General features: G+C 42.0%; 12 protein-coding genes and 1 other RNA gene. 5 read left to right on the top strand and 8 right to left on the bottom strand.

What is annotated here, in order from left to right:
- Positions 1 to 6: 6 nt before the first annotated feature.
- The gene (gene grpE, locus MTBBW1_RS21110) at positions 7 to 669 is read right to left on the bottom strand and encodes a nucleotide exchange factor GrpE (protein ID WP_245809504.1); all 663 of its coding nucleotides are present in this window, start codon (positions 667 to 669) and stop codon (positions 7 to 9) included.
- A gap of 314 nt (positions 670 to 983) precedes the next feature.
- An RNA gene (gene ffs / locus MTBBW1_RS21105) (signal recognition particle sRNA small type) lies at positions 984 to 1,080 on the bottom strand.
- Positions 1,081 to 1,311: 231 nt separating this feature from the next.
- On the opposite strand from ffs, the gene MTBBW1_RS21100 reads away from it, so the two are divergent.
- A complete protein-coding gene (locus MTBBW1_RS21100) occupies positions 1,312 to 3,465 on the top strand; it encodes a response regulator (protein ID WP_080806858.1) in 2,154 nt (717 codons plus the stop codon).
- A gap of 223 nt (positions 3,466 to 3,688) precedes the next feature.
- On the opposite strand, the gene MTBBW1_RS21095 is transcribed toward MTBBW1_RS21100, so the two are convergent.
- The 6 genes from MTBBW1_RS21095 to MTBBW1_RS21070 all read right to left on the bottom strand — a co-directional run bounded on the left by MTBBW1_RS21095 (position 3,689) and on the right by MTBBW1_RS21070 (position 10,314).
- The gene (locus MTBBW1_RS21095; RefSeq protein ID WP_080806856.1) at positions 3,689 to 4,384 is read right to left on the bottom strand and encodes a hypothetical protein; all 696 of its coding nucleotides are present in this window, start codon (positions 4,382 to 4,384) and stop codon (positions 3,689 to 3,691) included.
- A 444-nt stretch (positions 4,385 to 4,828) separates the two neighbouring features.
- Positions 4,829 to 6,142, bottom strand: a complete 1,314-nt coding sequence (locus tag MTBBW1_RS21090; protein WP_186441595.1) for a TRAP transporter large permease — start codon at positions 6,140 to 6,142, stop codon at positions 4,829 to 4,831.
- A complete protein-coding gene (locus MTBBW1_RS21085) occupies positions 6,139 to 6,645 on the bottom strand; it encodes a TRAP transporter small permease subunit (protein ID WP_080806854.1) in 507 nt (168 codons plus the stop codon). Before MTBBW1_RS21085 ends, MTBBW1_RS21090 begins: the two co-directional genes overlap by 4 nt.
- Positions 6,646 to 6,808: 163 nt before the next feature.
- Positions 6,809 to 7,861 carry a TRAP transporter substrate-binding protein gene (locus tag MTBBW1_RS21080; protein WP_080806852.1) on the bottom strand — a complete coding sequence of 351 codons (1,053 nt, stop codon included), beginning with the start codon at positions 7,859 to 7,861 and terminating at the stop codon, positions 6,809 to 6,811.
- A gap of 269 nt (positions 7,862 to 8,130) precedes the next feature.
- Complete coding sequence (locus tag MTBBW1_RS21075; RefSeq protein WP_080806850.1) at positions 8,131 to 9,420, bottom strand: NAD(P)/FAD-dependent oxidoreductase; 1,290 nt, start codon at positions 9,418 to 9,420, stop codon at positions 8,131 to 8,133.
- A gap of 159 nt (positions 9,421 to 9,579) precedes the next feature.
- Entirely contained in the window at positions 9,580 to 10,314 is a 735-nt protein-coding gene (locus tag MTBBW1_RS21070) for an aspartate/glutamate racemase family protein (protein ID WP_080806847.1), read from the bottom strand.
- Positions 10,315 to 10,786: 472 nt separating this feature from the next.
- On the opposite strand from MTBBW1_RS21070, the gene MTBBW1_RS21060 reads away from it, so the two are divergent.
- From MTBBW1_RS21060 to MTBBW1_RS21040, 4 genes are all read left to right on the top strand, one after another.
- A complete protein-coding gene (locus MTBBW1_RS21060; protein WP_080806842.1) occupies positions 10,787 to 11,452 on the top strand; it encodes a GntR family transcriptional regulator in 666 nt (221 codons plus the stop codon).
- 321 nt (positions 11,453 to 11,773) lie between these two features.
- Positions 11,774 to 13,429 carry a hydroxylamine reductase gene (gene hcp / locus MTBBW1_RS21050; protein WP_080806838.1) on the top strand — a complete coding sequence of 552 codons (1,656 nt, stop codon included), beginning with the start codon at positions 11,774 to 11,776 and terminating at the stop codon, positions 13,427 to 13,429.
- 125 nt (positions 13,430 to 13,554) lie between these two features.
- Positions 13,555 to 14,454 carry an HD domain-containing protein gene (locus MTBBW1_RS21045; protein WP_080806836.1) on the top strand — a complete coding sequence of 300 codons (900 nt, stop codon included), beginning with the start codon at positions 13,555 to 13,557 and terminating at the stop codon, positions 14,452 to 14,454.
- Between the two features lie 129 nt (positions 14,455 to 14,583).
- Positions 14,584 to 15,462 carry an ATP-binding protein gene (locus tag MTBBW1_RS21040; protein ID WP_080806834.1) on the top strand — a complete coding sequence of 293 codons (879 nt, stop codon included), beginning with the start codon at positions 14,584 to 14,586 and terminating at the stop codon, positions 15,460 to 15,462.
- The last annotated feature ends 15 nt before the right edge of the window (positions 15,463 to 15,477 follow it).

The following is a 15,477-nucleotide window of genomic DNA, read 5'->3' as shown; positions in this document are numbered from 1 at the left end:
GACTATTCATTCATTTTTTGATGTTGCCTTTGAAACCACAACCATGGATGGTCGAATCAGCCTGTCATGCAGAAGATATCCTTTCTGAAATTCTGTAATGACGGTATTATCAGGATATTCATCTGACTCCTGTTGGGTTATTGCCTGATGAAATGCAGGGTCAAACTGTTTTCCCTGTGCTTCAAGCGGCTTTACACTGAAAGACTCAAGGAGCTTTAAAATATCCCTGTGGGTCATCTCAACCCCTTCAACAATTGAACTTTTATCTGCATTCTGATCATCGGCAGTGGCTGATGCAATTGCTCTTTCAAGATTATCAACAACCGTCAAAAGTTTCTTTATCAGTGTTTCATTGGCAAATTTTCTGAAATCCGCCATCTCTCTGGCAGATCTTTTTTTATAATTTTCAAACTCTGCTGAAATCCGCAATACACGATCTTTCTCTGCATTCAATGCTGCCGTGAGTTCCTCGGTTGAATGAATGGGAGAAGGGATCTCTTCTTCACTTAACGAGGCACACTCGTCAGAAAGAGATTGTTCCGTACCTGACTCAGCAATAGTTTCATTTTCCTGACACGCATCGCTATTGCCTGCAGGGGTCTCTTCTTTTTTCTCTGCCAAAGTCTCTTCAGACTGTTTATCTTTTATGGATTGTTCGTTTGCAGCCAATATTCTCTCCTGAAGCAATATCATTAAACTGTATAAAATTTAAAATTATGAAAAACATCCGATTTATTTTGCAAAGAAAAATAAGACCGTTTAAAGTCATGTCAAGCTAAAAATCAGGGGTATAATGTGGGGGGCGGGAAGTTGTTTTGCAGAATCAAAATGATTTTGGGAAACAAAACCTGACATCTTTCATGTGCCGGTTTACATTTTTCGGGATACCATATCTATTTTTCTGGACTCTTAAGCCAGAAAGTGTAAAGGGCTTTTGCAGAAACAAAAAAACCGGCTGGCCGGCAGATAATCAGAATATTGCATAACCGGGATCGATCCACGACACAGATGATATCACTTATCGCTGCTTCCTTCCGGACCTGACGAGGTTCATGACCTTCTGTTACGCGGCGACCGGTCAGAATATCCATACAAGGACTATCATGCCAGCACAGCCGGAAGTGATTCTTATACTTGAAGCAAGGTACCATTTCAAGAAAAATTTTGATTATTTGCAAAAAAACCATTAGAATACGGATTCCTGTTCACCAGGCAGCCAAATATTACCCCATAACTATAACTTGATGAACTGCTATTTAACTATAACGTGATGAACTGCTATTGAATTTCTTGGATCACAGGAGGATATGAATGGTTGTAAGCAGTGATTTTGAGGATCTTTTTGCAAATGAGAATCCCGAACATTTACAACATGACACCACTCACTCAAACGACAACGAAAAAAAACCGGATATCTGGAAGATTCTCGTTGTTGATGATGAAGCTGATATACATATGGTCACAAGACTTGCACTGAGTAATTTTGAGTTTGAAAACCATACCATTGAAATCCTGAGTGCCTACTCTGAAGCAGAAGCAAAAGAGATACTCCATCAACATCCTGATATTGCAATGGTTTTTATGGATGTAGTCATGGAGAGCCATGATTCCGGATTTCAACTTGTCAACTACATCCGTGACGACCTTGACAACCAGAATATCCGGATTGTCATAAGAACCGGCCAGCCAGGCAATGCCAAAGAACAGGAACTCTTCCGACGCTACAGAATTGATGACTATAAGATAAAGACAGAGCTCACATCTGAAAGACTGTTAAGCACAGCAGTTTCATGTCTTAAAACATATGACATGCTTATTAAAAAAGAATTCAGTCAGAACAAACTGGAACAGACATTGGAAGAGCAAAACGCTTTGCTCCAGAATGTTAATGCCAGGCTGATTGATGAAATAAGAAAAAGAGAAACAACAGAGCAAAAGCTAAAAAACAGTGAAAAAAAATTTCGTATGCTCTACGAAAATCTTGATGTCACTTTAAAATCCATTACAGACGGAGTTATAAGCACAGACAGGCATGACCGGATTATTCTGATGAACAAAATGGCTGAGACACTCACAGGCTGGGAAGTCAAAGATGCTTTAAATAGAGATCTGTACAAGGTTTTTAATATAACACGCAAGCCTGGCTCTTCTCTTGCAAAAGCTGAAATGGAATCAGAAGATCAGATATTGTTGACATCAAGGGAAGGCACCCAGAAAATAATTGAATTCAGCAGTTCTCCCATTAAAAATGATACAGGAGAAGCCAGCGGCAATGCAATTATTTTCAGGGATATAACTGAAAAGATACAGATGGGGGGACAGCTTGCCCGCGCCCAGAGAATGGAATCACTTGGTCTTCTTGCAGGTGGGATCGCCCATGATTTTAATAACATCCTTGCCTCCATACTCGGTTTTACAGAGCTTTTAATGTTTGATGCACCAAAAGGCTCCCGCATGGAAGAGTACCTGACTGAAATATTTACAGCAGGAAAAAGGGCAAAAGAGCTTGTAAAGCAAATACTTGCATTTGCCCGCCAGACAGGTGACACTCTTCAGCCGGTACAAATACACCTTATCGCCAAGGAGACCCTGAAGCTCATCAGATCCTCCATTCCAACAACAATTGCCATTCAATCCAATATTAAAAGCTCTGGCCTTGCAATGGCAAATCCCACGCAGATCCACCAGATTTTCATGAACCTTTTTACCAATGCAGCCCACGCAATGGACGAACATGGCGGCGTACTTACCGTTACCATGATGGATGAAAACATTGCTCCCGGCACAAAAGGAGCTCCAATCAAGCTCAAGCCAGGCCAGTATATAAAAATTACTGTGGAAGATACAGGCACAGGAATCCCCCCTGAAATCATTCACTCCATTTTTGAACCATATTTTACAACCAAACAGATCGGCGAAGGGACAGGCATGGGTCTTGCCCTTGTGCATGGGATTATAGAGAATTACAAAGGCAGTATAACTGTTGAAAGTGAAATGGGGAAAGGGACAGTTTTTACAGTTTATATTCCAGCAACAACTTTTGATTCAAAACAAAACACAGAATTATCTGAGAAGAAAACCTATTCTGGAAGTGGCAGAGTCCTTTTTGTGGATGATGAGGCAGCCATTGTCAAGGTGGGAAAACTTCTCCTTGAAAAAAACGGCTATCATGTATCTTCAACAACAAGCAGCTTAGATGCTTTGGAGATGTTTACAAAAAAACCAGATGCCTTTGATCTAATTATCACGGACATGACCATGCCCCATATGACAGGAGATGTTCTTGCTGAAAAAATCATGAAAATAAGACCAGAGCTTCCCATTATACTCTGCACGGGCTACAATAAAAGACTATCCAAGGAACAGGCATTTAAAATTGGTTTTAAGGAGTATATCAAAAAACCTTTTGACAAAGATATACTCCTTAAAACTGTTAAATCTGTACTTAACTCAAAAAACAAATAAAGGTATCAGGCAAATGTAGGAGCAATAACCCGTGCCTGACCTTTACAAAGGCAACAGCAGGGGATTGCCCATAAAAAAAATGGCCGTGAATTGAATCAAACCCGACTTATAATAAACCCCAATGTTTGCTGACGCATCACAACGAAACATGAAAGTCGTTGCATATCAGCATGTTATGGAGACTCTCTAACAAACGCCTTAAGTAAGGTGCTATCTGTCTCAATCAGACATCCTGAAGCTCTTTCAGCTTTTTTTCCAAAGGTTCAACCTTTTCAGGTTCGCCTTTCTCCTTAAATTTTTTCTTAAGCTCTTCTATCTGCTTTTCAAGTTTTGGGATGATATTATTCCTTATATTATCCTGGATCTCCTTTCCGGAATTTTTCATCTCCTGCCTCAATTCGTCAATTTTATCTTCAACTGCCCTGAAGGATTCACTTTCTGGAATACCTTTAAGATTATTGACAAAATTATCAAAACTGTTTTCAATTTTTTTAAACAAAGGAGTTACTCTGTCTAAGGAGACCATCGAAGCCGGTTTTTCAGCTTTGACAGCAACACCTCTCTCAAGTGGGGTGCCCCCTTTTTCTTCAAGTGTCATAACAATTGCCATTGAAGAGTCATTGAGTGGAGAGTTCACAATCTCGAACCTTGAAAATTCTGTCAAAGCAGCATCAAAATTCTTCTCCACATCAATTGATACAAGATATTCTCCCTGCTCTGTGTAAATAACTTCTGTTACTTTGCCAATGCTGTTTTTTTCAAAAATCAGAAAATCACCTTTTTTCAGTCCATCAATGGCAGGAAAAAGCAACTGATAATCCTTTACAATACACCCTGGAAAAAGCAGAAAAGAGAACACAAACAACATAACAACAATACTTTCAATAGATCGGAATGCCTTGAATTCATATGTAACCATTTTGATTTCTCCCTTAAATTTTTAATCCTGCAAGCCATGCCTTATGGTTTAGTACAAAATTGTACCTGCCAAGTTATGGCCGTTATATGTCCGCCAACTCGCCATGTCAACAACAGGCTGTAGAAGAATATTCAGTATAAGAGAAAAATTCAATAGAAGATAAGGGATGTTTCTTTTTTCGCTTTACACTTTCTTGGAAAATCTCCCCGTTTTTCGGTAGTGTCATAAAAGTGTTGATATCTTTTTGTGAAAGCCCTGCTGAATCAAGGTTTGTGAAGAGCTCATCAACATATTTGGGACACCACCCGTTTTTCGGAATTCTATGAAGTTGTAATTGGGTTTAATTAACTTACCCAAGCTCCCCATGGCAAGCCTGTAAGAGGTGGCTGGGGGTGAGATGAATGGGCAAGTTATTAAAAATAAATTCCTTATGAACCTTGATTTTCAAAAAAGCAGATTGGGAAGCCACATGACAACATCAGGATAGAGAAGAATAAATATAACAACAGCAAGCTGCATCAAGACAAACGGCAGAATTGATCTGTATATATCCCCCATTGAGACTTCAGGAGGGGCAACGCCCTTCATGTAAAACAGGGTAAAGCCAAATGGCGGTGTAAGATAATCCATCTGCACCTGGGTCATAAAAAGCACTCCAAACCAGACAGGATCATAGCCCAATTCAACAATAATGGGCAGAAATACAGGAACGGTGATCATAACCTGGGTTATCTCATCAAGAAAAAAGCCAAGCACGATAAGGGTTACCAGAATAAAGCCAAAAATAAGCACAGGATTGTTAAACCCGAGCAAAAGATCGGAGATAAGATCCTGGCCGCCGGTTCTGAAAAATATGCTGGTAAAACATGTAGCCCCAAAAAGGATCCACATGATCATACCGGTGATTCCCATTGTACGGACAGAAGCTTCACTTAGCATTTTCAAGGAAAGCCTTTTGTTGATTACAGCACTTATCAGAGCACCTGCAACGCCAACAGCAGCAGCTTCAGTCGGGGAGGCTATCCCCGCGAAAATTGTGCCAAGAACCACCATCACAATACCTATGGGAAGTATCAATCCTTTAGTAAGTAGAAGCAGTTCCCGAAAAGATACCCGCTCCTCTGGCGGCAGAGCCGGAGCATAAGCGGGCTGCAGAAAACTTCGGATTCCTATATATGCCAGAAAAACAGCAACAAGAATAAGTCCTGGCACAATGCCTCCAGCAAAAAGTTTTCCAATTGATACCCTGGCAACCATACCATAAACAATAAGGGAGATGCTCGGAGGGATAAGAAGCCCCAAAGCCCCACCTGCCAGAATCGGGCCAATGGCAATACTTTTATGATATCCCTGTTTTAGCATTATGGGCAGGGCGATAATCCCCATGGTTACAACAGCAGTGGTACTTACACCTGACATGGCGGCGATAATGGCGCAAATGAGAACCGTCCCCATGGATAAGCCACCCCTTACCGGCCCAAGTGCCTGATACATAAAAGCGTAAAGATCTTCTGCAACACCTGATTTTTCAAGAACACATGCCATGAAGACAAAAAGAGGCATTGCAATTAGAACCATGCTGGACATCATGCCGAAAATATTAGTTGCAATAAAAGGAAGAGTATGTGGTCCAAAGAAAATCAAAGCAGTAACAATTGAACTTCCGGCCAGGGTAAAAGCCATTGGAAATCCTGAAAGAAGACCAAAGCCCAAGCCCCCTGTTAGGGTTAAAATTGGCATTAACTCTGAAATTGTCATGACAGCTCCTTCCCTGTAATAGCAAAATTGAGGACTCTTATGTAGTGAGCAAGGCCCTGGGCAAGCATGAGAAATGCAGCAACCGGAACGGTCATCTTAACAGGCCAAAGAGGTGATGCCCATGGAGACGGCGAGACAGTCTGTTTCAGCTCAAAGGAGCGCATCGCAATGCTTGAACCATGCCATAGAAGCAAACCTATAAACATGAAAAAAATCGGATATGTTAATGCATCAATAATTGCTCTGCCCCTTGGAGAAAAACGGTTGTAAAAAATATCTATTTTAACATGTTCATTGTGCAGAAGAACATATGGCCCCGCAAGCACTGAATAGGCGCCAAAAAAATGGAGTGCAAGTTCATGACACCATATGGTGGGAGAGTTGAAAGCAAATCGCATGATGACATCATACAACAAAAAAAAGGCGAGGAAAAAGATGAAAACACTGATAAGTTTTCCACTCCACTCGCTCACGGAATCAATAATAAAAAGGAGACGCTTCATTCTATTTCCTTTTTGATAGTGTCCCAAATCTGTTGATCCGGAAGTTATTAAAAATCCAAAAACCTAACCCAGACAAAAAAAATCCTTACAGGAAGGGGGGGACAGAGTTCTAATCTATCCCCAAAGCAAATAAATGTAAAAATTTCTAATTTTGATGGTTAAATTACTTTTTATCCCAATAACCCTTCTCAACAGCCCATTTCTCAGTTATGGTAAAAATCTCTTTGAATGCTTCATCTTTCATATATTTTTCAGGCACAACCTCGCGTGCAGTTCCTGCAAGAATTCTTGCATCTTCCTCTGACCACTCAACGATTTCAATACCTTTACCTTTTACTAACTCCCAGGCTTTGGAGATATTAAGCTCAGCCTGAAAGATATTACGTGCGGTTCCGATTTCGCATGCTGCCTCCAGAATGGCTTTAAGATCGTCAGAAAGCCCTTCCCAGGTTTTCAGATTTACGATAAAGGCGTCAGATGCAGGGCCAACTGCTGTGGGATATTTGACCCAGTATTTGGTCACTTCATGGAATCCCATATCAACCATGTCAGCGGCATGGGAAAAGGTGATAGCATCCACACCACCGGTTGAAAGCATTGTGTAGATCTCGTCAGCCGGTGTCCATATGGTTCCAGCACCAAGTTTTGCCAACTGAAGTGCAATCAGTTCAGAAGATCTGAATTTAAGCCCATCTATATCCTTGACTCCATTAAGTGGTTTTTTGGAAATCATGAGATTATCAAGCAGCCAATAGACATTACCCACAAGATGAACACCGTGCTTTGCATATTCCTGTCTAAGAATTTTCATGATGCGTCCATCTTCATACTGCTCATAAAGTTCACGCATCTCAGCAACTGTCTTAGGAGCTGCCATGCAGTCACCATGTGTAAAGGCCACAGGAAGTTGTCCAGGAAAGTACCCGGGCCAGATAAAACAGGCCTGCAGTACGCCCATGCTGACTGCCTCAAGCTGTTCTGCCACAGGCACAATGGCTCCGGGAGCACTTGGCTTCATTATTATTCGTCCATCTGACATCTTTTTAACATACTCTGACATGTATGCTATGGAATCCCAGCTTATTCCCGAGGGCAGCCATGATGACGGCTGCCAGCGATAGGTCTTTGAAAATGCCGGAAAGGAAAAACATGCTATAAAACATGCAATTGACAGCACAATGACAAGAGTTCTTTTAATTTTGCTTTGAATCTTCATTTTATCCTCCTTTAAATGTTGATGCGATAGTACTCCAGATTAATAAACCCTCATGATTGCAAGGGTATGACAACTATGCATGAAAGTTGTTACATATTAACACATTACAGAAATTTTCCAATATATTTTCGGCATGTTTGATGACCACTTTACACTTTAAGAAGCCAGGCTCAGTTTTTCTGGGTCTTTCCCCAAAAAAGTTTAAAGTACTTTTGTGGAGATATGAAGGATGACATATTTTCAAGTGTTAATTTACCCAAGATAAGAATCTAAAACAGTCCGGTACGACGCTGGGCCATATGGTAAATCCTTGCTCCTGCCTCATAATAGAGTCCACGCATATCTCTCATGAAAACCTTTGCAGGTTCAGACACAGGCAAAGGGATATTGACGCTTGAAGGGTTCTTAATATATGCAGCAAGAAGCTTTCCAAATACACTTCCAGGCCCTATCCCACGGCCGTTATAACTTGTAACCGATACAAAATCAGGCCCGAGTATATGGAATCTCGGGATATGGTTGGGGGTCATGGCAATACGGCCATACCAACCATGCTCAAGAGGGACTTTCCCTATCTGGGGGAAAACCCGCTCAAGGGTTCTTTCTGCCCAGTTTTTATGAAGCGTATATCCCCAGCTATCCACCTGACCAACGCTTCCGAGAATCAGACGTCCCGCAAGGTCAAGGCGATAGGATGAAAGAACCAGGTTTGTATCCCAGGCACCCTGTTTCCCTGGAAGAACTGTCTTGCGTATATCTTCAGGCAATGGAGGAGTTGCAAATTGAAAATAGTTGAAGGGAATCAAATTATCTTCCATGTTCTTGAAAGCATGGTCAGCATAACCCTGCACAGCAAGTATGACGGCCTTTGCATGAACAGTTCCATCCGGAGTTTTGAGCTTCCAGCCACTTCGGTCACGATTAATGGAAACAACAGGGGAATCTGTATAGATATGAGCACCAGCATCACTTGCCGCCTTTGCAAGGCCGTAGGCATATGCAAGGGGCTGAACTGTTCCGGCTCTTTTGTCCAGAAGTGCACCATGATAGGCATTGCTTCCAAGAAGGGGAGCTGCCTTTTCCCTGTCAAGAAGTGTCACAGGTGCTCCACGTTCCTGCCACTGGGCTTCACGCTGTTCAAGAGCACGATATCCACCTTTGGAGTGGGCACAATGAAGTGTCCCTGTACGTACTGCTTCGCACTTGATATTGTGCTTTTCTATAAGATGAAAAACAAGATCCGGGGAAGCCCCGAGAACCTTAATCAGCTCTTCCCCCACATCACTTCCAAGCTTGTCAACAACTTCACTTGGCATAAGCCACAGTCCCGCATTAACAAGGCCCACATTTCGCCCTGCCCCTCCAAAGCCTATATGCTTTGCTTCAAGAAGAAGTGCATCTGCTCCTTTTTCTGCAAGATGAAGGGCAGCAGAAAGCCCTGTATATCCACCGCCTATGATGGCAACATCTGTCTTTTTTTCACCTTTAATTGATTCAAAAGATTTTAATTCCGCTGCTGTTATATCCCACAGCCCATGACTTAAGGCTCTGTTATCCATTTTCTCTTCTCCTTAAATATTTTATGGGTAGTGTCCCAAATCTGTTGATGACTTTTCTACAAACCCTTATCCAGTAAGGCCTTCAGAGGAAGAGATCAACACGTTTATGACACTACCATTTTATGAACATCCTAAAAGTTTCATTTTTATCTTTTTCTTCTACATAAATCCGCTAAAAGGTTTGCGAACAAGTGTGGTATGCACGTAATTTATCATTGTAAAAAAATCAAAAACCGGAAGGGATGTGGCTGCCTGCACAGCATGGGCATATGGTGGCAGATCACTGCATTCAAGAAGAATGCTGCCTGTATCGGGGTAGTTACTGACAAGCTTTCTTGCAACCTCAACCACTTCATCCTGGATTCTGTCAGAATCAAGAGTTCCCTTTTCCTTTAAAACAGCTTCCCTGAATTCCGTCTGGTTTTCCATGCCGGCAATGGCAAGGGGAATATCCCCTGAAACACCGGTTGCCTCAAAATGTCTGGGTTTAAGACATCCTGCATCTGCTGTTATTATTCCAACCATCTTTCCGGTAATTTGATATATAAAGGGAATCTGCAGAAGAGTTGAAAGAAAGACAGGAATTTCCACATGCTGTGCCACTTCTTGCTGAAAAAGCGCCATAAATCCACATGCACCTGTAATGGCCTTTACACCACATTTCTGAAGCCTCAGAGCTGCCTCAATAAAAGGGACTGCAAGAGCTGGGTCCTGCTGGTTCAGTAGGCGGTCAATGGATGCACCTTCAATCTTTTCGTACCGGACAGGGAAAGGGAATGTGGTTGCATTACCGACATTTCCAGGCACGCAGGGATAGGATGCATCCAGGATCAAAATGCCAACAGACTCACCATACCAGGCCTGCTCTGGTCTGGAGACAGAAAATATCGTCATTTTATCACCCATTATCTTAATAGGTTTATCAAAAAAATATCATGAATTGATTTTAAAAACTTCAATAATACTATTAGTGAAATATCATTGCAATGCCAATGGTAATATCAATGGTCTTTCAAGGTGTCAAGTTTTATTTTCAGGAATAATGAACGATTATGAAAATGATGAGGGGTATGTTATGTTCACGGAAAACGGTCATGGCTGACATTCAGCGACCCCCAAACATAGAAATTTGTATCGTTTTCCACGGTAAAAAGCCTTGAATTAATTCATAGCCTGGGTTAGTTAAGAACAATTTGGAAAATCTACTGTTCCAGATAATTAAATTGGCAGGCAGTGTAGGGGCAATCCCTTGTGGTTGCCCTTCAGAATTGATAATGCCAAAATATTTTTCTGGAAATCTATCTTTTGAAATTGAGACCATGCCCTGACAGGCGAAACCAATATTATACTCCGGTTGAGTGCGGAAATGAAAAATACGATTTACAAGACAATACGCGAGCGGATTCTATATTTAGAGTATAAACCCGGACAGATTTTGAACGAGAAAGTTCTTGCAGAAGAGTTTAAAGTGAGCAGATCTCCCATCAAGGAAGTTTTAAGCAGGCTGGAGTGGGATCAGTTTATAAGGGTTATTCCCCGCACAGGAAGCATGGTCACTGAAATTGAATTCAGTCGCATCATGAATGTGTATCAGGTAAGATTTGAGATTGAATCCTTTGAAACCAATCTTGCAAAGGAAAAGCTATCCTCCGCCCACGGCAATCAACTGAAAACCCTTTATAAAGATTGCGAAAGCCTGCTTGATAACAAAGACCCCAAAGCACTGACACAGATAGATATTGCCCTGAGAAACATCCTCCATGACGCTGCCGGAAATCCGGTGCTTGCAGATCTTTCAGATGGCCTTTATTCCCAGACATTCCGTGTCTGGTTCAGTGTACTTGCCCAAAGTGAATACAGGGATGAAGTGCTGGCGGTACTGACAGAGCTTAAAAAAATCATGGAATGTATAATTTCAGGGGACAAAAACGAGCTTGTCACAATAAGAAGAAATCAACTCTTAAACCATTTTGAGAGACTTCGCAGCAAATTCCTCGGCACAATAGGTGCTTCAACAGGTCAGTTTTTTTGAAAAAAGGCCTTGTTAAAACACCTCCCCCCACTGATGCTTTAGGTTCGGGGACAGATTATAAATGAGTCCCCTTCCTAACACTGCCCTCATCCTCACCATACTCTTCTCTTCCCCACAGCAGAACATGACATCCCTGATGCAAAAAATATTAATACGAAAAAGACCTAAAATTTTTATCTTTCCCCCCAAAAAAAGTTTTTTTCTTGATCCAGATCAAGTTTTTTATTTTCAGGATGATTTATATTAAGCACCATGATGTTCAAAAAAACTTTGAAGGTCTGCGATCTTTTTTAATAACACAAAAATATAAGGAGGCTTACCATGTTCTGTTTTCAATGTCAGGAGACAGCCAAAGGAACCGGCTGTACAGTTAAAGGCGTTTGCGGAAAAAACGACACAACTTCCAATCTTCAGGATCTGCTTATTTTCAATCTAAAGGGCATAGGCGTTCTTGCACAAAAAGCAAAGGAAGGCGGCGTTGATGTTACAAGGGAAGCTGGCTCCTTTGTAATCAAGGCACTTTTCACAACCATTACAAACGTAAATTTTGACGATGACAATCTTGTGCAGTGGATAAATCAGGCACAGCAATATAAAAAGGAACTGAAAGCAAGACTTGATGCCAACATTAAAGGCTTTGGAGAAGAGAAACTTGCGGAGGCTGCTCTTTGGACATCTGATAATGAAGCTGATTTTCAGAAAAAAGCAGCAACTGTTGGTGTTCTTGCCACGGAAAATGAAGATGTCCGCTCATTAAGAGAGCTTCTGATACTTGGACTTAAAGGCATTGCAGCATATGCGGATCACGCAGCTATCCTTGGAGTGGAAAATGATGAGATATATGACTTTATCCTTAAAGGGCTTGCATCTACCACACAGGATCTGAGCGTTGATGAGATGGTCGGACTTGTGCTAAAGGCAGGAGAGTGCGCTGTTACAACCATGGCAGCCCTTGACCAGGCAAACACCACAGCATACGGCAACCCCGAAATTACAGAAGTAAATATTGGAGTTGGTGACAAGCCAGGGATACTTATAAGCGGCCACGACCTTAAGGATATGGAGGAGCTTCTTGAACAGACAAAAGATAGTGGCGTGGATATCTATACACATGGCGAGATGCTTCCTGCCCACTACTATCCTGCTTTCAAGAAATTCCCACACCTTAAAGGTAATTACGGCAGCTCATGGTGGAAACAGAATGAAGATTTTGAGACATTCAACGGCGTCATCCTCATGACCACCAACTGCATCATTCCCATCAAGAGCAAAAACACATACCAGGAGAGAATCTTTACAACAGGGGTTGCAGCATATCCTGGTGTAAAACACATTGCAGACAGAGAAGAGGGAAAAAGCAAAGATTTCTCCGCGATAATCGAGAAAGCAAAAACATGTGCGCCACCCCAGGAGATTGAGACCGGTAAAATTGTTGGAGGTTTTGCACACAATCAGGTACTTGCACTGGCAGACAAGGTTATTGAAGCAGTTAAATCAGGTGCAATAAAACGCTTTGTTGTCATGGCAGGATGCGATGGAAGACAGAAAGGAAGGGGATATTTTACTGAAGTTGCTGAGAAATTACCAAAAGATGCTGTGATTCTCACCGCTGGATGTGCAAAATACCGTTATAACAAGCTCAACCTTGGAGATATCGGCGGCATTCCAAGGGTTCTTGATGCCGGACAGTGCAATGACTGCTACTCACTTGCTGTAATTGCCATAAAGCTCAAGGAGGCATTCGGACTTGCCCACATCAACGACCTGCCGATATCCTTTGATATTGGATGGTACGAACAAAAAGCTGTTGCGGTTCTTCTGGCACTTCTGCACCTTGAAGTAAAAGGAATCCGCCTTGGGCCATCTCTGCCGGCTTTTGTATCACCTGCTGTACTGAAAGTCCTTGTTGAAAACTTTGATATCAAACCCATTGGTGATGTTGAAAAAGATATTGAAGCCATGATGCAGGGAAAATAATAATACTTCGGGATAAAGCAACAACGACGTCACTTATTTTTCTCCCCCCTTTTCAATATTTGAAGAGGGGGAGTACAAAAAAAAGCTGATACGATATTATTCGTTGATAAAAAAGGAGGGTTCCCATGAAATGTCCAGGCCAGGAGACACAATATTGGAACAAGGATGCAATATTTGACAGCAAATGCCCTGAATGCGGTGCTGCCATTGAGTTTTTCAAGGATGACACTTCCAGAAGATGTTCTATATGCGGTAAAAGGATTGTTAATCCCAAAATGGATTTTGGCTGTGCCTCCTACTGCCAGTTTGCTGAACAATGTATTGGAACCCTTCCTGAAGAGTTTTTAAAGCAGAGAGAAGATCTTCTGAAGGACAGAGTGGCTGTTGAGATGAAGCGCTATTTCAAGACAGATTTCAGGCGAATCGGCCATGCCACAAGAGTTGCACGATATGCTGAAGATATTGGAAAAGCAGAGATGGGCAAACTCACACTTATTGCAAAAGAAGAACCGGAAAAGCCCTCAGTTATTGAAAAAGAAGCGCCGGAGAACCCCTCAGTTATTAAAGAGCCGGAGAACCCCTCAGTTATTGGAAAATCAGACCATGGCAACCTATCTGTGATTCTCTGTGCCGCATATCTGCACGATATCGGGATAAAGGAGGCAGAGAGAAAATATAACTCCAACGCACCAAAATATCAGGAACTTGAAGGCCCGCCCATTGCAAAGGAGATCCTTGAAAAACTTGGGGCAAAAGAGGAAATTGTCAGTGAGGTGTGCGATATTGTCGGACACCATCATCACCCAAGGGAAAATGAGACCCTTAACTTCAAAGTTCTTTACGATGCTGATCTCATAACAAATCTTGAAGAGGAAAAAAAGGCAAAGGCAGAGAGAGAAGAGCTAAAAACAAAATACGGGCAGCAGGAAAATACCTTGCCTGATAATGAAAGAATAAGGCGAATAATTGAGAAATCATTTTTAACGCAATCAGGCCGGCAAAAGGCAAACAAAATACTTTTATAGGAATTGATTTTTAACAACTTGCCCTTTCAGATTAACCCCAGAGCCCTCTCCACTACTGGAGAGGGGGAGTTTGGCTAAGTTAATCAAAAACTCTTACATAGCTTTTCGCAAATCATGGAGGATACAAGTATGAAAATTAAAAGAAAAATAATTGAAATTGATGAAGAGCTTTGCGACGGATGCGGCAACTGTGTCCCTTCATGTGCCGAAGGTGCCATTCAGATCATTGATGGCAAGGCAAAAGTTGTAAAGGATCAATATTGTGACGGCCTTGGAGCTTGTCTTGGAGAGTGCCCGCAAAATGCCCTGAAACTTGTGGAGCGTGAAGCTGAAGAGTTTGACGAAGAGGCTGTGGAGAGATATCTGAAATCAATTGAACAGGGTCATAATTCCTTAGAGCAAACCGGTAGCCCCCTGGAACAGGGCCATAAATCCTTAGAGCTAAAAAACGATAAAGCACCGGAGCAGAAAAACATAGCCAATAAGCCAGGCATAATGGGGTGCGGATGCCCTTCAACCCAAATCCAGACTTTTACACCTGCCCGAAAACAGGGTGGTGATGCTCACAATAATGAAGCAAATTACAATAAAAGCAATAATCCGTCAGGCAATTGTAATGGAGAGAAGAAAAAAATTGTAGGGTCAGCTCTTGGTCACTGGCCTGTGCAGATACGCCTTGTTCCAGCCACAGCCCCATTTCTGAAAGGAGCTGATCTTCTGGTAACTGCCGACTGCGTGCCTGTTGCCTACCCCTCCCTTCACAGTGATTTTCTGGAAGGAAAAGTTGTCATGATGGGTTGTCCCAAATTTGACGATGTAAACTCATATGCTGAAAAATTCACACAGATTTTCCAGACAGCAGGAATAAAAAGCATAACGGTGCTTATAATGGAAGTTCCCTGCTGCTCCGGTATGCCTTTGATCATAAAAAAGGCAATGGAAGATGCAGGAGTAGATCTCCCCGTGCAAACTTTGACAGTAAGCACCAGAGGTGAAATCCTTAGCTGACAAGATGAAAAGGGG

It is taken from the genome of Desulfamplus magnetovallimortis (assembly GCF_900170035.1).
GTDB lineage: Bacteria > Desulfobacterota > Desulfobacteria > Desulfobacterales > Desulfobacteraceae > Desulfamplus > Desulfamplus magnetovallimortis.
This window is presented reverse-complemented; position numbering and strand designations above follow the sequence as displayed.